This is a genomic window from Marinobacter alkaliphilus (assembly GCF_055394375.1).
On record NZ_AP043751.1, the window covers coordinates 36268 to 56528 of the forward strand.

General features: G+C 59.2%; 19 protein-coding genes and 1 other RNA gene. 3 read left to right on the forward strand and 17 right to left on the reverse strand.

Features of this window, described 5'->3' with window-relative positions; translation table 11 throughout:
• Window positions 1–17 precede the first annotated feature (17 nt).
• The 15 genes from ACZ5Q2_RS00185 to rsmI all read right to left on the reverse strand — a co-directional run bounded on the left by ACZ5Q2_RS00185 (window position 18) and on the right by rsmI (window position 16026).
• Window positions 18–857 carry a cell division protein FtsQ/DivIB gene (locus tag ACZ5Q2_RS00185; RefSeq protein WP_432210562.1) on the reverse strand — a complete coding sequence of 280 codons (840 nt, stop codon included), beginning with the start codon at window positions 855–857 and terminating at the stop codon, window positions 18–20.
• The gene (locus ACZ5Q2_RS00190) at window positions 850–1827 is read right to left on the reverse strand and encodes a D-alanine--D-alanine ligase (protein ID WP_432210561.1); all 978 of its coding nucleotides are present in this window, start codon (window positions 1825–1827) and stop codon (window positions 850–852) included. The genes ACZ5Q2_RS00185 and ACZ5Q2_RS00190 overlap by 8 nt, the downstream gene beginning before the upstream one ends.
• Window positions 1824–3263: a UDP-N-acetylmuramate--L-alanine ligase gene (gene murC / locus ACZ5Q2_RS00195; protein ID WP_432210560.1), complete on the reverse strand. Its 1440-nt coding sequence runs from the start codon at window positions 3261–3263 to the stop codon at window positions 1824–1826. Before murC ends, ACZ5Q2_RS00190 begins: the two co-directional genes overlap by 4 nt.
• Window positions 3256–4341: an undecaprenyldiphospho-muramoylpentapeptide beta-N-acetylglucosaminyltransferase gene (gene murG / locus ACZ5Q2_RS00200; protein WP_432210559.1), complete on the reverse strand. Its 1086-nt coding sequence runs from the start codon at window positions 4339–4341 to the stop codon at window positions 3256–3258. The genes murC and murG overlap by 8 nt, the downstream gene beginning before the upstream one ends.
• Window positions 4334–5533: a putative lipid II flippase FtsW gene (gene ftsW / locus ACZ5Q2_RS00205; RefSeq protein WP_432210558.1), complete on the reverse strand. Its 1200-nt coding sequence runs from the start codon at window positions 5531–5533 to the stop codon at window positions 4334–4336. Before ftsW ends, murG begins: the two co-directional genes overlap by 8 nt.
• A complete protein-coding gene (gene murD, locus ACZ5Q2_RS00210; RefSeq protein ID WP_432210557.1) occupies window positions 5533–6873 on the reverse strand; it encodes a UDP-N-acetylmuramoyl-L-alanine--D-glutamate ligase in 1341 nt (446 codons plus the stop codon). Before murD ends, ftsW begins: the two co-directional genes overlap by 1 nt.
• A gap of 15 nt (window positions 6874–6888) precedes the next feature.
• Window positions 6889–7974, reverse strand: a complete 1086-nt coding sequence (mraY, locus tag ACZ5Q2_RS00215) for a phospho-N-acetylmuramoyl-pentapeptide-transferase (RefSeq protein WP_058091011.1) — start codon at window positions 7972–7974, stop codon at window positions 6889–6891.
• On the reverse strand, window positions 7959–9356 hold the full coding sequence (locus tag ACZ5Q2_RS00220; RefSeq protein WP_432210556.1) for a UDP-N-acetylmuramoyl-tripeptide--D-alanyl-D-alanine ligase: 1398 nt from the start codon (window positions 9354–9356) through the stop codon (window positions 7959–7961). The genes mraY and ACZ5Q2_RS00220 overlap by 16 nt, the downstream gene beginning before the upstream one ends.
• Window positions 9353–10837 (reverse strand): UDP-N-acetylmuramoyl-L-alanyl-D-glutamate--2,6-diaminopimelate ligase, encoded by a 1485-nt coding sequence (locus ACZ5Q2_RS00225; RefSeq protein WP_319636216.1) that lies wholly within the window; start codon window positions 10835–10837, stop codon window positions 9353–9355. The genes ACZ5Q2_RS00220 and ACZ5Q2_RS00225 overlap by 4 nt, the downstream gene beginning before the upstream one ends.
• Window positions 10838–10841: 4 nt before the next feature.
• Window positions 10842–12584: a peptidoglycan D,D-transpeptidase FtsI family protein gene (locus tag ACZ5Q2_RS00230; protein ID WP_432210698.1), complete on the reverse strand. Its 1743-nt coding sequence runs from the start codon at window positions 12582–12584 to the stop codon at window positions 10842–10844.
• A gap of 31 nt (window positions 12585–12615) precedes the next feature.
• The gene (ftsL, locus tag ACZ5Q2_RS00235) at window positions 12616–13020 is read right to left on the reverse strand and encodes a cell division protein FtsL (protein ID WP_058091014.1); all 405 of its coding nucleotides are present in this window, start codon (window positions 13018–13020) and stop codon (window positions 12616–12618) included.
• Between the two features lie 26 nt (window positions 13021–13046).
• Entirely contained in the window at window positions 13047–14003 is a 957-nt protein-coding gene (gene rsmH, locus ACZ5Q2_RS00240) for a 16S rRNA (cytosine(1402)-N(4))-methyltransferase RsmH (protein ID WP_061333008.1), read from the reverse strand.
• Complete coding sequence (gene mraZ, locus ACZ5Q2_RS00245) at window positions 14000–14452, reverse strand: division/cell wall cluster transcriptional repressor MraZ (RefSeq protein WP_061333007.1); 453 nt, start codon at window positions 14450–14452, stop codon at window positions 14000–14002. Before mraZ ends, rsmH begins: the two co-directional genes overlap by 4 nt.
• Before the next feature lie 304 nt (window positions 14453–14756).
• Window positions 14757–15108: RNase P RNA component class A (rnpB, locus tag ACZ5Q2_RS00250), an RNA gene on the reverse strand.
• Window positions 15109–15147: 39 nt separating this feature from the next.
• Window positions 15148–16026: a 16S rRNA (cytidine(1402)-2'-O)-methyltransferase gene (gene rsmI, locus ACZ5Q2_RS00255; protein WP_061333006.1), complete on the reverse strand. Its 879-nt coding sequence runs from the start codon at window positions 16024–16026 to the stop codon at window positions 15148–15150.
• A gap of 151 nt (window positions 16027–16177) precedes the next feature.
• Between rsmI and ACZ5Q2_RS00260 the strand changes: the two genes are divergently transcribed.
• The 3 genes from ACZ5Q2_RS00260 to ACZ5Q2_RS00270 are packed head-to-tail and all read left to right on the forward strand — an operon-like array spanning window position 16178 to window position 19029.
• Window positions 16178–18052 (forward strand): penicillin-binding protein activator, encoded by a 1875-nt coding sequence (locus tag ACZ5Q2_RS00260; RefSeq protein WP_432210555.1) that lies wholly within the window; start codon window positions 16178–16180, stop codon window positions 18050–18052.
• A 12-nt stretch (window positions 18053–18064) separates the two neighbouring features.
• A complete protein-coding gene (locus ACZ5Q2_RS00265; RefSeq protein WP_230713957.1) occupies window positions 18065–18430 on the forward strand; it encodes a YraN family protein in 366 nt (121 codons plus the stop codon).
• 8 nt (window positions 18431–18438) lie between these two features.
• Window positions 18439–19029 (forward strand): D-sedoheptulose-7-phosphate isomerase, encoded by a 591-nt coding sequence (locus ACZ5Q2_RS00270; RefSeq protein ID WP_058091019.1) that lies wholly within the window; start codon window positions 18439–18441, stop codon window positions 19027–19029.
• A gap of 29 nt (window positions 19030–19058) precedes the next feature.
• Here ACZ5Q2_RS00270 and ACZ5Q2_RS00275 read toward each other — a convergent pair whose 3' ends face one another.
• Both ACZ5Q2_RS00275 and ACZ5Q2_RS00280 read right to left on the reverse strand, forming a co-directional pair.
• The gene (locus tag ACZ5Q2_RS00275) at window positions 19059–19469 is read right to left on the reverse strand and encodes a ClpXP protease specificity-enhancing factor (protein WP_197463856.1); all 411 of its coding nucleotides are present in this window, start codon (window positions 19467–19469) and stop codon (window positions 19059–19061) included.
• Between the two features lie 57 nt (window positions 19470–19526).
• Entirely contained in the window at window positions 19527–20156 is a 630-nt protein-coding gene (locus ACZ5Q2_RS00280) for a glutathione S-transferase N-terminal domain-containing protein (RefSeq protein WP_058092414.1), read from the reverse strand.
• Window positions 20157–20261 lie beyond the last annotated feature (105 nt).

Below are 20261 nucleotides of genomic sequence, written 5' to 3' on the forward strand. Positions count from 1 at the left end.
GTTCGTAATAATCGTTATCAGGATTTCGGCGCGGCGGTTGCCACGTCCGACTTCCACTGCACCGCCACGCCGTTGGAGTAGCGGGCATCAACCCGACTGACTTCGTCCACTCGCGAAGCCAGGTGGTTCTCATAAACCGTAATAAAACGCTCAAAACGTTGCTCGACCTTGTCACGCCCCAAAACCACCTCAATGCCGTTTGACAGCGTGAGCGTCCAGGCGCCCCGTTGTTCCAGGGACAAGCCAGCAAATCCGAGCCCGTAACCGGCCAACTGGTCACTCATGGTGCGGGCCATGGAAATCACCTCTCGCACCCGCTCATCCGGCCCCGCCAGCCTGGGCAATCTGCCCGCCACTTCCGGGTTTGGCGGCAGGAATAGCTCGCCTGACCTGCTTACCAGCCGGCCATCCGTCCAATACGCCAATGGCTTTTTCTCCCGGATGTCGATCTCCAGCCGCCCCGGCCAAACCCGCCTGACCGCCGCCGAGGCTACCCAGGGCCGACGTTCCAGTTCGGCTTTCACCTCCGCCAGATCGGTGGCGAAGTAACTCTTGCCAATCCAGGCGCCGGCAGCACGCTCCACGGCCACCGAGCTGTCGCCAACAAAGTCTCCGCGCACATCCACCGCAATGATCTGCTGGTCCATGGCAGTAAGCAGCCGGTCGGTTGCCCAGGGCACCATGGCCGCCAGCAGAACAATGGTCGCGCCCAGCCCCACCTGTAGCCAAGGCACCGCCGACAATACCCCTCGCAACACACCAAACCGGTCCCGCTCCGGTCCGACCGAGGTTGCCCCCCGTCGCCGGGGCGGCTCGGGCGGTACCGCCCGGCTCCGGATCAGTAATGTTTCAAGCATTCGTCGCCTCCGGCAGCGTGTCCTTGAGAATCCGCACGACCAGTTCTTCGAAGCTGATGCCTGCTGCCTTGGCGGCCATCGGCACCAGGCTGTGGTCAGTCATACCAGGGACAGTGTTTGCCTCCAGCAACCAGAATTCGCCGTCAGCATCCTGCATGATGTCGACCCGCCCCCAGGTTCTGCACCCGAGCACCCGAAAGGCGTCCAGCGCCAGGTGCTGCAACCGGACTTCATCGTCCGGGGCCAGCCCGCAGGGAATCCGGTACCGGGTATCGTCGGCCAGGTACTTGGCGTCGTAGTCATAGAAGGCGTGGTCCGTGCTCAGGCCAATAGCCGGCAGGGCCTTGTCCTGCAGCAGGCTGACGGTAAATTCCGGACCCTCAATCCACTTTTCCACCAGCACCAGGTCATCAATTTCCGCAGCCTGCCGATAAGCCTCCGCCAGCTCCTCGGCATTGTGTACCTTGAAGATCCCAATGCTGGACCCTTCGTGGGCTGCCTTGACACTCAGCGGGGTGCCCAGGCTGTGGATAATCTCACCTGCCTCTGCGGCGGAAGTCATGGCCCTGAACGCCGGTGTTGGCAGACCGCAGCCCTGAAACACGTACTTGGTACGCAACTTGTCCATTGCCAGGGCCGAGGCCAGTACGTCGCTGCCGGTGTAGGGAATGCCCGCCTGTCCCAGGATCGCCTGCAGGGTGCCGTCTTCTCCGCCCCGGCCGTGCAGGGCAATAAACACCCGGTCGTACTCCGGGGCTTCGACGGTTTTCAGCAGGCAGCCACGCACATCAATACCAAACGCATCAACGCCGGCCGACTGCAACGCCGACAACACAGCCTGGCCACTCTTCAGGGACACCGCCCGCTCTGCGGAATCGCCCCCCATGAAGACCGCCACGCGCCCGAAGGCTTTCACCAGTTCCGGTGATGCCTGATAGGGCTGTGCGTTGGCATGGCTCAAATCACTCACTTGTTCACTCCCGCTGCAGCCAGTCGTGCAGCAACGCCACCAATATCGCCGGCACCCTGGGTAATCAGCAGGTCGCCGTCTTTCAGGGCACTTTCCAACAGGTTTTCGATTTCCCGGTTTTCCTCGACGAACACCGGCTCAACCTTGCCACGCTGCCGGATACTCCGGCACAGGGCACGGCCATCGGCACCGGGTATTGCCGGCTCGCCGGCTGAATACACATCCATCAACAACAGGCCATCGAGTTCCGACAACACACGCACAAAGTCTTCGTACAAATCCCGGGTACGGGTGTAGCGATGGGGCTGGTACAGCATGACAATGCGCCGGCCAGGCCAGGCATCGCGAGCGGCACGAATGACCGCCTCCACCTCTGTGGGGTGGTGCCCGTAATCGTCCACCAGCGTTACCGACCCTTGCGGAATCCGGTATTCGCCATACACCTGGAAGCGCCGGCCGACACCGGCAAAGCCCGCCAGGCCCCGACAGATTGCCTGATCATCCACCCCTTCATCGGTGGCGACGGCAATGGCCGCCAGAGCATTCAAAACATTGTGACGGCCCGGCATTTTCAGCTCGACCGTCAGGTCTGAGCGATTCCCCGGGCGGCGCACGACAAAATGGGTTCTCAGACCATCCGAACTGATCTGCTCGGCCCGGTAATCCGCATCCGGGTTGTCGATGCCGTAGGTAATGATGGCTCGGGATATCCGCGGAATGATTTCCTGCACATAGGCGTCATCCACGCACATCACGGCAATGCCGTAGAATGGCAGGTTGTGCAGAAAGTCCACGAACGTCTGTTTCAGTTTTTCAACATCACCGCCGTAGGTATCCATGTGGTCGGCTTCGATGTTGGTCACCACCGAAATCACCGGGGTCAGGTGCAGGAACGATGCATCGCTTTCGTCAGCTTCCGCCACCAGGTACCGGGAGCCACCGAGCTGGGCATTAGTACCGGCACTGTTCAGCTTGCCGCCAATGACAAAGGTTGGGTCCAGTCCTGCTTCCCCAAGAATCGAGGCAATCAGGCTGGTGGTGGTGGTCTTGCCGTGGGTGCCAGCGATGGCAATGCCATGGCGATAGCGCATGATTTCCGCCAGCATTTCTGCTCGCGGTACGATCGGCACGCGGCGGCTGCGGGCGGCTGTCACCTCAGGGTTGTCGCCGGCGACAGCAGAAGAGACAACCACGACGTCTGCCTGCTCACTGTTCTCCGCCCGATGGCCGATCTGGACTTCTACGCCCATGGCGCGGAGGCGGCCGGTAACCGGGCTCTCTTTCAGGTCCGACCCGGACACATCGTAGCCCTGGTTCTTGAGCACCTCTGCGATGCCACTCATGCCCGCACCGCCGATACCGACAAAATGGATACGGCGAATACGGCGCATTTCGGGCACCTGATAGACCAGCGGCGGATTGGTTACATCAGCCATTGGCGGCCTCCAGACAGTAATTCACAACTCTCTCCGTTGCATCAGGGCGGGCCAGTGAGCGGGCGGCCGTCGCCATTGTCGAAATTCGTTCCCGGTCGCCAGCGAGATCTTTCAAGGTCTCTGCCAGCACATCCGGAGTCATCATCTGCTGGGGTATCAGAATCGCTGCCCCTGCTTTTACCATGTGCTCGCCATTGCGGGTCTGGTGATCGTCCACCGCGTGGGGGAAAGGGACCAACACTGCCCCGACGCCAGCGGCGCAGAGTTCCGACACCGTCAGAGCTCCAGCCCGACACACCACAATATCTGCCCAGGCGTAGGCTTCGGCCATGTCCCGGATAAACGGTTCAACACTGGCCGAGACACCGGCAGCCTCATAGGCGTCCCGGGCTTCCTGCGCATTTTTTTCACCACACTGGTGCCGAACTTCCGGGCGCAGTTCCTCCGGCAACAACGCCAGTGCAGCTGGTACCTGCACGTTGAAAACCCGGGCACCCAAACTGCCGCCTACAACCAGAACACGCACCGGCCCGGTCCGGCCATCGAGGCGGCGTTCCGGCCCGTCGATTTCGGTGACATCTTTGCGCACCGGGTTGCCGGTGCAACGGGTAACCACGTTCGCACCGAAGCTCCCGGGAAAGGCTTCGAGCACCGTATCCGCAACCCGAGTTAACCAACGGTTGGTCATTCCCGCGATGGCATTCTGCTCATGGATCACCAGGGGCACACGCTGCAGAAAGGCAGCGACGCCGCCGGGGCCAGTCACAAAGCCACCCATGCCCACAACGCAATCCGGCTTGATCTTTCGCAGTACGGTGAACGCCTCACCCAGTGCGCGCATCAAGCGGATCGGTGCCAGCACCAGGGCCAGTTTGCCTTTGCCACGAAGCCCGGAAATATGAATCAACGACAGCGGAATATCCGTCTCGCCAATCAGCCGCTCTTCCATACCGCCCGTTGCACCCAGCCAGAACACCTCGTGGCCTCTGTCCTGCAGCGCACGGGCGGTAGCCAGCGCGGGGAATACGTGGCCACCGGTGCCACCAGCCATCATCAGAAAACGACGGGGCTTACTCATACACAGCACCTCCCCCCGCCTTTCTCCTGGTTTGTTCTGAATTCATTCGCACCTTATCAAGCCGTTCAATTTCAACCCTTGCCAGCACGCCGATGCCAATGCAGGTCATCATCAGGCTGGAGCCACCGTAGCTCACCAAGGGCAGCGTCAGCCCCTTGGTGGGCAACAATCCCGTGCTGACGGCCATATTGATACCCGCCTGCAGTCCCATCAGCAGGGTAAGGCCGTAACTGAAGCACGCAGCAAACGGCATGGCAGCCTTCTCCGCCCGCCGGGCGATCACAAACCCGCTCATTACCAGTGCGGTGAACAGTACCAGCACAATCAGCGAACCCAGCAAACCAAACTCTTCGGCGATGATGGCGAAGATGAAGTCGGTATGTGCCTCCGGCAGATAAAACAGCTTCTGGATCGAATTACCCAGGCCAACGCCCGCCCACTCGCCCCGCCCGAAAGCAATCAGGGACTGGGTGAGCTGATACCCGGTGTCAAACTGATCTTTCCACGGGTCCAGATAGCTCACTACCCGCTTGAGACGGTAGGGCTGGGTAACCACCAGAACGGTTCCCAGTAACGCCAGGATGCCGATCAACGGAGCAAACCGGGTCAGCCGAACACCGCTGAGAAAAATCATGCCCGCTGCAGCGGTGACCAGCACCACGGTGGCACCGAAGTCTGGTTGAATGACCAGCAGCACCGACGCCAGACCCAACACTACCAGGGGTTTCAGAAACCCGGGCCAGGTGTTCAGCAATTCATCCCGGCGCCGGACCACGTATCCTGCCAGATAGGCAATCAGGCACAGCTTGGCCACCTCGGATACCTGGACATTGAACAGTCCCAGGGGAATCCAGCGGGTTGAACCGTTGACGGTGCGCCCCATGGGTGTGAGCACCAGCAACAACACCAGTATGCCGACACCCAGCAGCAACCACCCGCTGCGCTCCCACCAGGACACCGGCACATTCACGGCGACCAGGGCCATGAGGCAACCGAGCGCCGCAAACAGCACCTGCCGGATCACATAGTGATAACTGTTGCCCATGGTGGCCGCCGCCATATCCATGGAGGCGGACGAAATCATCACTATGCCCAGCACCAGAAGCGCAACGGACGTCACCACCAGCACTGGCAGAGGCTGGAGATCACCTAGCCAGGCTTGTGGCCGATAACTGGCTGCACCCACTTGCATCACTGGGCCTCGACCAATGCACGGAACTGGTCTCCGCGATCGTTATAATCCCGGAACATGTCAAAACTGGCGCAGGCCGGTGACAACACCACCCGGTCGCCTGGCCGCGCCAGCCGGCGCGCTTGTTCGACAGCTTCGGCCAGCGACCCTGCCTTGACCAGGTCAACTCCGTCGGCCAACGACCTGGCGATGGTATCGGCATCACGCCCCATCAATACGACCGCACGGCAGTATCTGGCTGCGGGTTCCGCCAAAGGTTTGAAGTCAGCGCCCTTGCCATCGCCACCGGCAATCAGGATTACCCGGCCGTCTTCGGGGGCCAGGCTTTCTATCGCTGCAACAGTGGCACCCACGTTGGTACCTTTGGAATCATTGATGTAATCAACGCCATCCAGATGCCGGATAAACTCACAGCGATGGGGCAAGCCGGTAAACTCACGTGCCACCCCAAGCATGGTCTCCATTGGCAGGCCCGCTGCCTGACCGAGGGCCAGTGCGGCCATCACGTTACTGATGTTGTGCCGCCCCATCAGCTTGAGCTCGCTGGTAAGCAACAGGTTGTCGAACCCGAAGGTTATCCAGGTTCCCTGATCGTCGTCCCGGGTGCTGAAAGTCTCCGGGTTCACCCGATTAAAGCCAAAACAGATAAACCGCAGGTTATCGCGGGCCATGGGAGTACTGAGGGCATCGTCAAGATTCACAATGGCGTTCTTACAGCCCCGGTAAATCCGCTGTTTTGCCTGAAAGTACGCCATTTTGTCCGGGTAACGGTCCATGTGATCGTCGCTGACATTGAGCACGGTGGCGGCCTCGGCGTTCAGCTCTTCGGTGGTTTCCAGTTGGAAACTCGAGAGTTCCAGCACATACAGGTCTGCACCCTGACCAAGGAGATCCAGGGCGGGTGTACCGATATTGCCGCCAACCTTGACGTTCCGCCCCGCCGCCTGGGCCATTTCCCCAACCAGGGTGGTGACCGTTGTCTTACCGTTGGAACCAGTGATGGCTATGATGGGCGCATCTGCCGCGTCGGCAAACACATCAATATCACCGCGAATTCGAGCACCATTTTTGGCGGCAGCGGCAATCGCCGGCTCTGCAATGGCAATACCCGGGCTGACCACCAGTTCGTTAAAACCGGCAAACAACGAGGGATCAAACGCTCCGAGATAGACCGGCACATCCGGCCAGCCCGCACGCAGCTCTTCCAGCCCGGGCGGGTTTTCCCGGCTGTCAGCCACCGCAATGTCGCGGCCCGTTCCGGACAAATAGCGCACGCAGGAGAGCCCGGTCTTACCGAGCCCTACTACCAATGTGCGACGATCCGAAACAATGACACTCATAGCTGTAACCACTTCCTATCGGATTTTCAGACTGGCGAGGCCAATCAGAACCAGAACCACAGTGACCACCCAGAAACGCACAATAACGCGCGGTTCGGGCCAGCCTTTCAGTTCAAAATGGTGATGCAACGGCGCCATGCGGAAGATGCGACGCCCGGTCAGCCGGAACGAAGCCACCTGCAGGATCACCGAGATAGTTTCCATCACAAACACGCCGCCCATAATGAACAGCACGATCTCCTGGCGAACAATCACGGCCACCACGCCCAGGGCTGCGCCCAGTGCAAGTGCGCCTACATCCCCCATGAACACCTGGGCGGGATAGGTGTTGAACCACAAGAAACCGAGCCCCGCCCCAACCAGCGCACAGCAGAATACAATCAGCTCACCGGCACCCGGCAGGTGTGGAATCAGCAGATAGTTGGCGAACTGGGCATGACCAGACACATAGGCAAAGATCGCCAGCGCACTCGCCACCATCACCGTTGGCATGATGGCCAGGCCATCCAGACCGTCAGTCAGGTTCACGGCGTTGCTGCTACCAACGATCACAAAGTAGGTCAGAAGAATGAACATCACCGGCCCGAGGGTCAGTGATACGTTTTTCAGGAACGGCAGATACAGCGAGGTTTCCTGAGGCAGCGATGCGGTCATGTACAACACAATTGCGGCAGCCGCACCTATCACCGACTGCCAGAAATACTTCCAGCGCCCGGGCAGTCCACGAGGGTTACGCTCAACCACTTTGCGGTAGTCATCAACCCAGCCAATCGCACCGAACAACAAGGTGACAGACAGCACCACCCAGACGTAGCGGTTGCTCAGATCCGCCCACAACAGGGTGGAAATTGCGATCGCTACCAGAATCAGCGCACCGCCCATAGTCGGTGTTCCGGCTTTGCTGAGATGGGTCTGCGGACCATCATCACGCACCGCCTGGCCAATCTGGTACTGGCTCAGTTTGCGAATCATCACCGGCCCGATCAGCAGCGATATCAACAGCGCCGTGAGCACGCCCAGAATGGCGCGCAGGGTCAGGTACTGAAACACCGTCAGCGCGGAGAAGTATTGCGATAGAATCTCTGTCAGCCAGAGCAGCATGTGTTTTTCACCTTTTTCTGAATCCCCTCCACCACGCGATCCATGGCGGAACTGCGAGAACCTTTCACCAGAACTGTTGTAGCGCCCTGCCTGCCATCCATGATGGCCGGCACAGCCTGCTCATGACTCTGGAAAATTTCAGTGCCGGTTCCAAAACCGGCCTCGTATGCCTCTGCACCCGGACCTACCGCCAACAGGCGCTCAATGCCTTTGGCATGGGCATGGGCACCCACCTGCCGGTGCAACTCGGCAGCCTCCGCACCCAGCTCCGCCATGGCACCCAATACCGCCACCCGAGTACCGGGGTAACCCGCCAGCACATTCAGGGCAGCGATCATGGACGCCGGGTTGGCGTTGTAGCTGTCATCAATCACGGTTAAATCGGCTGCGGGGTTCAGTACCTGCAATCGCCCTTTCACCGCCTGCACCCCTGCCAGACCGTCCACAATCTGTTGATCCGTGGCTCCCAGCGCCCGGCAAGCCGCCAGCGCCAGCAGGCCATTGGTTATGTTGTGTTCGCCGGCCAGCGGTATACACACCTTGCAATGCCAGCCTTCCGGACCGGTTACTTCGGTTTCAAACCCCTCTGACATCGGGGTGCTGGCGACGGCCTGATAGTCGGCATCTGAAACCCCGAGCCGGGAAACACTCAGCACCCGGCGCCGGCCCGCCCGCTCGCACCACTGGTCAAAAGCGGGGTCGTCGCGATTCAGCACAACCACGCCATCGGCGGGCACACCATCAATAATTTCGCCCTTGGCCAGTACAATATTCTGGTAGCTGCCGAAACCTTCCAGATGTGCCTGGCCGGCGTTGGTCAGGATTACCACTTCGGGGCAAACCACCGCGACCGTGTGGGCAATCTCTCCCAGACCACTGGCACCCAGCTCAATGGCACCAAACCGGTGTTCAGGTGCCAGGCGGAACAGGGTCAGCGGCACTCCGATGTGATTATTCAGGTTGCCTTCGGTGGCCAGGGTCGGCCCCATGCCCGCAAGGATCGCCGACGTCATTTCCCGGACCGTGGTTTTGCCACTGCTGCCGGTCACCGCCAACAAACGAGCGCTGCTCTCATCGCGATTTCCGGCCGCGAGCCGCGCCAGCGCATCCACCGTATCGGCAACCACCAGCTGTGGGATCGCCAGGGAGCTGTCGGCGGTATCCACAACTGCCGCAACCGCTCCCTGCTCCATGGCTTGCCGGACAAATCCGTGACCATCAAACCGCTCGCCCCGCAGTGCCACAAACAGCTGCCCTGGCACCACAGACCGGGTGTCGGTGGAAACGCCGTCAAACCGAACTGCGTCAAGCGCTGCAACGGATCCGGCAACAGTTGCCTGCAACCAGTCGCGGGCCTCCGCCAGAGAAAAGGCGCGCATCATGCCACACCCCCATTCAGCTTCAATAGGTGGCGAACCTGCTCTGCATCACTGAACGGAAGCTTCTGCCCGGCAATCTCCTGCCAGGCTTCATGTCCCTTCCCGGCGATCAGCACCAGGTCTTCCGGCTCCGCCATGGTCACCGCTGCCGCTATCGCTTCAGCGCGGTCATGGATAACCTCGAAACACCCATGCTTTGAAAAGCCCTGCGCAATATCACGGACAATCCGTGCCGGGTGTTCAGAGCGAGGGTTGTCATCGGTGACGATAATCACATCCGCCTCTTTCTCCGCCTCGCGAGCCATTTCCGGACGCTTTCCGGGGTCCCGGTCACCGCCACAACCGAACACGCAGATCAGCCGGCCGGTGACGTGGGAGCGCAGGGCCGCCAAGGCATTGGCGAGGGCGTCCGGCGTGTGCGCGTAGTCCACAACCACGTTCCTGCCATCGGCACCGGTGAACCGCTCCAGCCGCCCCGGTGGCGGGGTCAGCCCTGCTGTTGCGGCGACTGCTCTGTCAACAGGCACCCCCAGCGTCAGGACCGTAGCCAGTGCCGCCAGAACATTGCTGGCGTTGAAGCTACCCAATAACGGCACCTGCAGGTCGAATTCGCCCCACTGGCCATCAACACGGGCCCGGAAGCCAGTCGCCACAGGCGCGAAATCTTTCAGCCACAACTCGGTCTGGGCCTCATGCAGGCTGTAACGAACCCGGTCACATTGCCCATTGAGCTGTTCGAATAACTGCCGCCCAAAAGGATCGTCAAAGTTGATTACGGCAAAGTGCAGCTCTTCCCTGCGAAACAGTCTGGCTTTGGCCTCGCCGTACGCTTCCATGGAGCCGTGGTAGTCCAGGTGGTCCCGTGTAAGATTGGTAAACACCGCTCCGGTCATGGTCAGCTTGTCAATCCGCCCCTGATCCAATGCATGGGATGACACCTCCATCACCGCTGCACGACCACCGTCGTTTCGAATCCGGTTAAGTACCCGGTTAACCTGGACCACGTCCGGCGTGGTGTGGGTTGCCGGCTGAAGGTTACCTGGCATGCCATATCCCAGAGTGCCCAGCACACCACAAGGGGTGCCGGTTTCCTTCAAAAGTTGTGCGATGTACTGGGTGACCGATGTTTTCCCGTTGGTACCGGTCACGCCAATCAGGCGCAAATGCCGGGAGGGGTGCTCGAAAAATCGATCTGCAATCCGTCCCAACTGGGCCCGGAGCCCAACCACGGGCACTACCAACGCGCCATGGCGCTCGTGGCATTCCCTCGATTCCGAAGCTTCCAGAAGTATCGCAGTGGCACCCGCCGATATCGCCTGGTCAACGTATTGCTCCGATGACGTTCGAGCCCCGGCCAGTGCGATAAACGCATCCCCCGACGTCACCGTTCGGCTGTCGGTCTTCAGGCCATGAATCGTGACATCAAACACCGATGGCACGTCGACAATACCCTGTAACAAGTTGCTGATAGATGTGATGCACATGGTGTTACCCTCTCTCTCCGGAGGCCCGACGGGGCGCTTTGGCCCCGCTGACTTCCAGTTCAGGCTTCACATTCAGCAGTCGCAGTGCGTCACCCATCACCCGGGCGAATACAGGGGCCGCCACTTCGCCACCGTAGTACTCTCCGGATTGGGGCGCATCCACGGCCACAACCGTCACGATACGCGGGTCATCAATCGGCGCCATGCCCGCAAATATCGCTTTGTACTGACTCTTTTCATAACCCCGGGCGCCCACCAGGTGAACCGTCCCGGTCTTGCCGCCGGCAGCGTACAGGCCTGGCTGGCCACGACCACCGGTACCCCGTGCCACGGCTTCCTTCAACATACCGCGCACGGCCAATGCGACATCTTCACTCAACACTCGCCGGCCTTGGGGTGGAGCTTCCTGTTTCATCAGGCTTAACGGGTACCGGATGCCACCATTGGCGATCACCATGTAAGCCTGGGCCAACTGCAAGGCATTCACACTCATACCGTAGCCGTAAGACAATGCGGACTCTTCAACCGGGCGCCACCTTGGCGGTGCCGGTAAAACACCAACGGCTTCCCCTGGGAAGCCGATACCGGTTGCCTGCCCCAACCCCATCCTGGCGAACAGATTCCTCAACACATCGCCCCCAAGCTCCGTGGCAATCTGGCTGACCCCCACGTTACTGGATTTGACGATCATTTCTGTCAGGTCCATGGTTCCGTAATTTCGCGCATCCCGGATGGTAAAACGACCAAATCGGCGAAAGCCGGGTGAGGTGTCTATGGTGCTGTTAACCTGGTACTTGCCGGATTCCAGTGCCGCCGCGATGGTAATCGGCTTGATGGTGGAACCTGGCTCAAACAAGTCGGTGATTGCTTTGTTACGCAGATTATCCGCGGATAACTGGGCCCGGTCATTGGGGTTGTATGAACCCTGGTTAACCATTGCCAAAACTTCACCGGTATCAACGTCCAGCATGACCAGCGTGCCGCCCCGGGCGTTATGGGCAGCTACCACTGCTTTGAGCTCTCGGTAGGCCAGGTATTGAAGCCTCAGATCCAGGCTAAGCTCAAGATCCCGGCCGGGCCGGGCATCCCGGATTAACATCAGGTCTTTGATGACGCGCCCACGATTGTCCTTGAGCACCCGCTTGCGCCCGGGCTCGCCGGTTAGCCACTGGTTATAGGCCAGTTCAATCCCTTCCTGCCCCAGTTCGTCGATATTGGTGAAACCGACCACATGCGCAGTCACCTCTCCGGCAGGGTAGTACCGACGGTATTCTTGCCGGGCATAGATGCCACCGATCCCAAGATCCAGCGCTTCACGCGCCAGGCTGGGCTGAACTTTCCGGCGCAGATAGATGAATTCACGACCCGCAAACGTACGCAAACGCTCCCGCAGCGAACCTTCAGTCATACCCAACAGGCGAGCCAGACCCGCCAACCGGGGATCATCAGGATCAGTTTCAGAGGGGTTTGCCCACAGTGTCTGAACCGGGGTGCTGACCGCCAATGGCTCACCATGGCGATCGCTGACCACGCCACGATGAGCGTCAATCGACTCAACCCGGATGGTCCGGACATCGCCCTGCTGGCGCAGAAACTCCTTATCCACCACATGCAGATCGACCAGACGCCAGCCAATACCCAGCATCACCAGCAGAAAAACGCCCAGCACCGAGCCGAAGCGCCAGGCCTTCAACCCCGCGGACAAACGCTGCTGCCAGTTTGCTGCCTGCTTTCCCTGACCGGACAAATCGATCACCCTGATGTGTTTGTTATGATCGTTATTTCGCCGCAACCGGAGACATCAGCGGCACAAGAACTATGTCCTGTCGCCCCGGCACCACCATATTGAAACGTTCTGCCGCCAGGTGTTCTACGCGCCCATGAGCACTCAGCGCACTCTGCTCAAGCAAGAGCTGACTCCATTCCCGCTGATAGGCATCACGTTGCTGCTGCAACCCGGACAACGTATTGAATAACTCCCGGTTTTCGTGGGCACTGACAACAACACCGATGGCAGACAGTGTTAATACCGCCACCAACGCCAGAGTCACCACCACCCGGCTCTCCCGCGTGGTGTCGAAAACCTGCCGGGACAGGCGCACGGCGGTTGCCACGCCGTCACGAACCCGCTGCTTGCTGAGCCTGGTGGTCTTGGTTGGTTGTTCGATGGCTACCGCGCCCATAACGTCGCGCTCCCCTGCGAATTCGATTAGTTGGTTCGTCTTTCCAGTACCCGCATGACTGCACTACGGGCACGGACGTTTTCGGTAATTTCCTGCTCATTGGCCTTGCTGGCCTTACCTACCAGGCAAAACTCGGAGCGCTCCTGGTCAGCGGTCACTGGCACACCCTTGGGTATCATCGGGCCACGGGCCAAATCCCGCATAAAGCGCTTTACCAGGCGATCTTCAAGCGAGTGAAAGCTGATCACCACCAGGCGACCGCCTGGCGCCAGGCGCTCGACCGCAGCAACCAAACCGACTTCCAGGTCTTCCAGCTCCCGATTGATAAAGATTCGGATAGCCTGAAACGTTCTGGTGGCCGGATGTTTGTGCTTTTCTTTCTTGGGCACCGCCTCAGCCACCAACTCCGCCAGCTGGCGGGTTGTTTCAATGGCCTCTTCCTGCCGGCGGGCAACCACCAGACGCGCGATACGGCGAGAAAAACGTTCTTCGCCGTAGCGCCAGATCACATCCGCAATGTCGCGCTCGTCTGCGGTTGCCAGCCATTGAGCAGCGCTTTGCCCCTCCTGAGGGTTCATCCTCATGTCCAGCGGGCCATTGCGCATAAACGAAAAACCGCGCGCAGCATCGTCCAGCTGTGGCGACGACACCCCGAGATCCATCAGCACACCCTGCACCGTCGGCCACTGCTGACTGTCCAGAGCCTGACTCAACTCAGAAAAGGAGCCGTGATACCAGGAAAACCGGCTATCTTGTGCTGCCAGATCTTTGGCAACCTGAATGGCTTCCGGGTCTTTATCGATACCCATCAAGCTGCCCGGAGCGTCCAACTGGCCCAGAATCAGACGACTGTGACCGCCCCGACCGAAGGTGGCGTCCACATAACGACCAGCTGGATCATTGATCAGATAATCGACAGCCTCATCCAGCAGCACCGAGCGATGCCGGAATGGCTGATCTGACGCCTGCTCTGTTTCGGTCATAGCGACAGCGCCTCCATTTCCGGCGGCATATCGTCATCGCCAGAAGATTCATCCAGCCAGGCAAACCAGCGCTCCTCGCTCCAGAGCTCCAGCTTCTTGCCCTGACCAATCAGCATCAACTTTTTCTCCAGGTGCGCGTAGCTTCTCAGCGTCGGCGGCACCAGGATGCGGCCAGCGGAATCCAGCTCCATAGGCGCCGCATTACCGAGAATCAGCCGCTGTAAACGCCGGGCGGCTTTATTCATGTTTGGCAGCGCTTCAATTTTGGGCCTGAGGGTTTCCCACTCCGGCTCTGGATACAGCAAAAGACAGCGCTCTTCATCGGCATTGGCGGTCAGAACAATACGGCCACCACAAAGCTGCGCGAGTTCCTCACGCACCTTTGTCGGGATCGCCAGGCGACCCTTCGCGTCCATATTGATGGCATGACTGCCAAGAAAGTTGCTCATTTATGCCGTATCCAAGGCTGCTATTTCCACAAAAAACCACTTGAAACCACTTTTTCCCACTTCCGCACACTATAGAAACACGCAAAAGACAATGCAAGCGCCGCATTCGGCACCACACAGGCGAAAGCTCCTTTAATGACAAGAGGTTACAAAGGGGAAACTTAGAAAATCGTTAAAAAGACGTAAAGAAAAGGAGAAAAAACAAGCACCTGCGGAAAACTCTAAAGAGCCTTTCTGAGGTTTAAGATTTTTTGGCTATAAAGGCCGAATTGTGAGAAGGATGGGCATTACATCAAAAGAGAAAATGGCGAGCTCGCCGATAAGCCGGGTTCTGTCTTGGACAGTCATTCATCTAGGGCCTGCGTCACCGCAGGCCTCAAGCAACCTACCCGAATCCAGCGCGGGCCACGCCATTGGATTCCTATTTGGTCTTGCTCCAGGTGGGGTTTACCATCGCCGTGGACTGTTGCCAGCCACGCGGTGCGCTCTTACCGCACCATTTCACCCTTACCGGCGCCCGAAGGCGCTTAGGCGGTATACTTTCTGTTGCACTTTCCGTCGGCTCGCGCCGCCCAGGCGTTACCTGGCACCTTGCCCTGCGGAGCCCGGACTTTCCTCCCCCGATCGAAACCGGCGGCGACTGCCTGGCGAGCTCGGTGCCGACAATACCCCCGCATCCGCCGCCATGCAAGGCCTTAATGATCTTTCAGCTCCAACGCGCGCTGGTAGAGCTCATTTTTACCCAGACCACTGACTTCCGCCGCAATCCGGGCCGCCTTCTTCACCGGCAACTCCTTGATCAACAACTCCAGCAGTTTATCGGTGTCCAGAACGGAGGCTTCTCCAGCGGGTGTCGGCGCCGCGCCACGGACCATCACCACAAACTCACCCCTGGCTCCATGAGGATCACTCTCAAGCTGTTCAAGCACCTCATCCGCGCGACCACTGTAGAAGGTCTCAAAGGTCTTGGTCAGCTCTCGCCCCAACACACACTCCCGATCCGCCCCCAATACCTCAGCCAGGTCTTTCATAAATTCGATAATGCGATGTGGCGACTCATAGAACACCAAAGTCGCTGGCTCCCGCGCCAATTCCGTCAACGCAGCCTGCCGGCCCGAGCGCTTGGCTGGCAAAAAGCCTGCGAACAGAAACCGGTCGGTCGGCAACCCCGCCACAGACAAGGCGGCAACCAGCGCACACGGGCCAGGCACCGGCGACACCCGGTAACCCGCCGCGCGAACCTCGCGAACCAGCAAGTAACCCGGGTCCGAGATCAGCGGTGTGCCAGCATCAGATACCAACGCTACCTGCCGCCCCGCCGCCAGCGCATCCAGAATCCCTGCTACCCGAGCACGCTCATTGTGGTCATGCAGCGCCAACATTTGTTTGCTCAACCCAAGATGCTGGAGCAACCGTCCGGAGTGACGGGTATCCTCCGCAGCCACCAGGTCCACTTTTGCCAAGGTCTGACGCGCCCTGTCAGAGAGATCGTCCAGATTACCAATTGGCGTTGCAACCACATACAGAACACCATCCATCTCTTTCCGGACATTTTCCGAACCGGACATACACATACTCCCACCGATAGAAGACAGGAGCTGCGTCACTCCCGTGCAACCCGGCACCCATGACAGGCATGTCATGTGAAATGGGCCGGGAGCTGGTAAACTTGCCACCAATAAAGCGGCACCACAAGCCTAATGATCCGGAGACTCCGAGCCTGCTATGACTAAATACCGCAGCCATCGAACACTTTTTGCCCTGATCACCCTGGTCATCCTTCTGACTGGGGGTTGCGCCACCGTCAACCTGGACAGCCAGGTTGCAGACACACCAGAGCGTGCACTCGAACTTGCTGCCAGCGAACGAAACCCCGTAACAGCACAGCGTTACCTTCTGCGGATGGCCAGCAACTTCCAGGATCAGGGCAACCACAGGGCGGCGCGCCAGATTCTCCGCAACCAGCAGCTGGACACGATCGACAGCCAGCTAACCGGCCAAAAATTACTTCTGTCCATGGCCAGCGCCGTCGAACTTCAAGATAGCGACTGGGCGAATGAACTGGTCGGCAATCTGTCGCCAGACCACTTCCTCGGCTACCCGTCAGACATCATGGCAAAAGCCGCGCAACTGCAGGCTGAGACATTCGCCCTCAATGATGACCAGCTGTCCGCCGCGCTTACGCTGATGCTGCTCAGCCAGACTGACACCCAAAGCGACCCACAGGACACCCACGACCAGATCTGGCAATACCTCAGGACAATCCCCGGGCAAGCGCTGAATGAAGCTTCAGAAACAGCCATCGGCTTCGAAGAACAGGGCTGGCTGGAGCTGGCCACCACCTTGCGCGCCCGCGATGTCGGCCTTGACGAACAGGGGCGTCTGATCAGGGCCTGGCAGAATAACTGGCCAGGGCACCCCGCGGCACAGATCCTGCCCACAGACCTTCGCCTGCTGTCGGAACTGGCCACCAGCCGGCCGGAACGCATCGTACTGGCACTTCCCCTGCAGGGCTCTCTGGCAAGTGCCGGGCGCGCAATCCGGGACGGCTTCCTCGCTGCCTATTTCAGTGATGACAGCGCGGACCGCAGCAAAACCGATATCCGCATCGTCGACACCTCCAGCAAACCTTTTACGGCCCTGTATGAAGACCTGGCTGGCCAGAACATCGACCTGATTGTTGGCCCTCTAGAAAAAGACGCACTTGCAGGCCTGAGTTCGAGAAACACACTTGCCGTTCCAGTGCTCGGGCTGAATTACCTGCCGGCGGACAGCCGTGTGCCCGACGGGCTTTACCAGTTCGGCCTATCAGCCGAAGATGAAGCCCGGCAGATTGCCGACCAGCTGGCAGCGCAGTCGCTCAGCCAGATCCTGGTGCTCATTCCCCGGGGCGAATGGGGTGATCGCGTGGAACAGGCATTGCTGCAACGCATGGCTACCCACAACGGTTCCGTGCTCGACATTGAACGGTTCTTCCCGGAGGACAACTTCCGGTCAGTTACCGCCGACCTGCTCGGGGTCACCACATCCCGGCAGCGGGCTATCCAGGTGGAAAGAACCATTGGCCAGAACGTAGAGTTCGAACCCCGTCGCCGCCAGGATGCCGAAGCCATTGTACTGGTCGCACAACCCACAGTTGCGCGCCAGTTCAATCCGCTGTTCGCGTTCTATTTCTCCGGTGACCTGCCGGTATATGCCCCGTCCATTGTCTATGAGGGCACTCAAGACCCGGGCCGTGACCGCGACCTGAACCGGGTGACGTTTACCGACATCCCATGGGTTCTTGCCGAAGATAACCCGCTGCGCACCCAGGCGGAACAGAATCTCAGCGGCACACGAGGCCAACTGGGCCGGCTGTTTGCCATGGGCGCTGATGCCTGGCAGTTGAGCAAACGCCTGCCACTGCTGCGGCAAGTTGAAGGAGCCGCCATCGATGGCCAGACAGGCACCCTCACCATGACCCCGGACGGCGCCATCCACCGCCATCAACTTTGGGCACAGTTCCAGAACGGGCGGCCAGTACTGGCTCCGGAACTCAATGAGGCCACTTCTAGGGAAGGCGCCCGCGAAACTGAGCAAGGTGATAGCCAACACCTTTAGAGGACATGAGCCATGGAAGGCAAACGCGCCATTGGAAATCATTATGAAGGGGTGGCCGCCCGCTATCTGGCGAAAAACGGCATTACCATTCTGGAGCAGAACGTCTACAACCGCGGCGGGGAACTGGATCTAATTGGCCAGGACGGAGAGACCCTCGTGTTCTTCGAGGTTCGCTATCGAGGTGCCGGCAGCCTCGTAGACCCGGCCAGCTCCATAACCTATGGCAAACAGCGCCGACTGGTTCGGGCTGCCTCTTATTACCTGCACCGGAACGGCTTGTGGAACATCGCGTCCAGAATTGACGTCGTCGCGATCATGCCGGGTACCGTGCGCAAATACCGGGTACAATGGATCAAAAACGCAATCCAGGCAGAATAACCGAACCAATGACCGACACCGCACAAAAGATCAACCAGTGGTTCGCCAACCACATGGAACAGACTGCCCAGGCTGCCAGCACTGCCGGGCCGGATATTGAAGATGTAGCAGACGCCTTTGTGAATACCCTGCTGCAGGACGGCAAGCTCATCGCCTGCGCCAATGGCAACGCAAACATACTAGCCCAGTATTTCTGTACAGCACTGCTGAACCGCTTTGAGCAGGACAGGCCCGCACTGCCTGCAATCAACCTCGGGGCAGACGCCACCACTTACTCGGCGATATGCCGAGATAACCGGTTCAACGATACCTTCTCCCGACAAGTTCGCGCCATCGGCAAACCCGGCGACCTGTTATTTGTCATTGTCGATGACGGCCATAAGGCCAACCTGATCCAGGCCATCCAGGCGGCCCACGACCGGGAGATGCAGGTGGTGGTACTGAGCGCCCGGGAAAAATCAGACATTACCTCTCTGATGCACCCGGAAGATCATGAAATTGCCCTGAATGACCTTGCCCCCCACGAAGCCACACCGTTAATGTTGCTGATCATCAACACCTTATGCGACCTGGTTGACCACAAACTGTTTGGCGGATAACAAAAAAGCCGGCTTTCGCCGGCTTTTTTTTATTTCACCACTTTCAGGGTTGGTCGCCCACTCGGGCGCTCATCGGATCGCCTGCCCGTCGGAGCATCTGTATCCGCCCCGCCATCAGGATCCGGCGAACCCGGCTCACTGCCGAACACCATACCTTCACCATTTTCCTTGGCGTAGATAGCCATGACCGCCTGCAACGGAATAAACACCTGCATGGGCACACCGCCAAAGCGCGCGCTGAACTCCAGCGCGCCATTACCGATCACCAATCCCCGAACCGCGCCAGGGCTGATATTCAGGACGATCTGACCATTGGCGACATGTTCTGTCGGCACCTGAACACCCTGCACACCCGCGTCGACCACGATGTAAGGGGTACAGTCGTTATCCAGAATCCACTCATTGAGGGATCGTACCAGGTATGGACGGCTAGACGTCATAGTGACACTCATATCAGGCACTGCAACCACTCCTGCCCCGCCATGCGGGCTTGCCGATCAGCTTCGGATGTCTTCTTCCAGGTCTGAAAGGCTTGCCTTGAAACCTTCCCGGGCAAAGATGCTGTCCATGTATTTCTGAATAGGCTTGGCCTGCTTGTCACTCAGATCAATGCCCAGCGCCGGCAGGCGCCAGAGAATTGGCGCGATGCAGCAATCCACGATAGTGAACTCTTCTGACAGGAAGAACGGCATTTCCGCAAACAGAGGCGCTGTTGCCAGCAGACTCTCTTTCAGCTCTTTACGAGCCGCATCTGCCGCTTTGCCCGTCGGCTGCGCCAGAACCTGATCAACCAGGCCGCACCAGTCCTTCTGAATACGGTGAATCATCAGGCGACTGTTGGCCCGCGCGACCGGGTATACCGGCAACAATGGCGGGTGCGGAAAACGCTCGTCCAGGTATTCCATCATGATGTTGGGCTCGTACAGTACGAGATCCCGATCCACCAGGGTTGGCAGGGCGTTGTACGGATTCAGGTCAGCCAGTTCTCCCGGCGGGTTATCTGGATCCACATCCACAATATCAACGGTAACACCCTTCTCTGCCAGCACAATGCGCACACGGTGGCTGTAATGACTGGCCGGATCCGAGAAAAACGTCATTGATGACCGCTTGGTCACAACGCCCATATAACTACCTCACGATTCTGAAAATCGAAACAATACACAAACGCAAAATTCCAGCGAACCTTACCGGCCCGCTGGAATTCAGGATTGAGGATTATACCCTAAATC

Excerpts from the sequence above, each read along its gene's own strand:
- murD (WP_432210557.1), bottom strand. The coding sequence starts at position 6,873 with ATGAGTGTCATTGTTTCGGATCGTCGCACATTGGTAGTAGGGCTCGGT.
- ftsW (WP_432210558.1), bottom strand. The coding sequence starts at position 5,533 with ATGCAAGTGGGTGCAGCCAGTTATCGGCCACAAGCCTGGCTAGGTGAT.
- ACZ5Q2_RS00270 (WP_058091019.1), top strand. The coding sequence starts at position 18,439 with ATGACCGACACCGCACAAAAGATCAACCAGTGGTTCGCCAACCACATG.
- ACZ5Q2_RS00265 (WP_230713957.1), top strand. The coding sequence starts at position 18,065 with ATGGAAGGCAAACGCGCCATTGGAAATCATTATGAAGGGGTGGCCGCC.
- ftsL (WP_058091014.1), bottom strand. The coding sequence starts at position 13,020 with ATGGGCGCGGTAGCCATCGAACAACCAACCAAGACCACCAGGCTCAGC.
- ACZ5Q2_RS00280 (WP_058092414.1), bottom strand. The coding sequence starts at position 20,156 with ATGGGCGTTGTGACCAAGCGGTCATCAATGACGTTTTTCTCGGATCCG.
- mraY (WP_058091011.1), bottom strand. The coding sequence starts at position 7,974 with ATGCTGCTCTGGCTGACAGAGATTCTATCGCAATACTTCTCCGCGCTG.
- murG (WP_432210559.1), bottom strand. The coding sequence starts at position 4,341 with ATGAGTAAGCCCCGTCGTTTTCTGATGATGGCTGGTGGCACCGGTGGC.
- ACZ5Q2_RS00225 (WP_319636216.1), bottom strand. The coding sequence starts at position 10,837 with ATGTGCATCACATCTATCAGCAACTTGTTACAGGGTATTGTCGACGTG.
- rsmI (WP_061333006.1), bottom strand. The coding sequence starts at position 16,026 with ATGTGTATGTCCGGTTCGGAAAATGTCCGGAAAGAGATGGATGGTGTT.
- ACZ5Q2_RS00220 (WP_432210556.1), bottom strand. The coding sequence starts at position 9,356 with ATGATGCGCGCCTTTTCTCTGGCGGAGGCCCGCGACTGGTTGCAGGCA.
- murC (WP_432210560.1), bottom strand. The coding sequence starts at position 3,263 with ATGGCTGATGTAACCAATCCGCCGCTGGTCTATCAGGTGCCCGAAATG.
- rsmH (WP_061333008.1), bottom strand. The coding sequence starts at position 14,003 with ATGACCGAAACAGAGCAGGCGTCAGATCAGCCATTCCGGCATCGCTCG.
- ACZ5Q2_RS00185 (WP_432210562.1), bottom strand. The coding sequence starts at position 857 with ATGCTTGAAACATTACTGATCCGGAGCCGGGCGGTACCGCCCGAGCCG.
- mraZ (WP_061333007.1), bottom strand. The coding sequence starts at position 14,452 with ATGAGCAACTTTCTTGGCAGTCATGCCATCAATATGGACGCGAAGGGT.
- ACZ5Q2_RS00260 (WP_432210555.1), top strand. The coding sequence starts at position 16,178 with ATGACTAAATACCGCAGCCATCGAACACTTTTTGCCCTGATCACCCTG.
- ACZ5Q2_RS00275 (WP_197463856.1), bottom strand. The coding sequence starts at position 19,469 with ATGACGTCTAGCCGTCCATACCTGGTACGATCCCTCAATGAGTGGATT.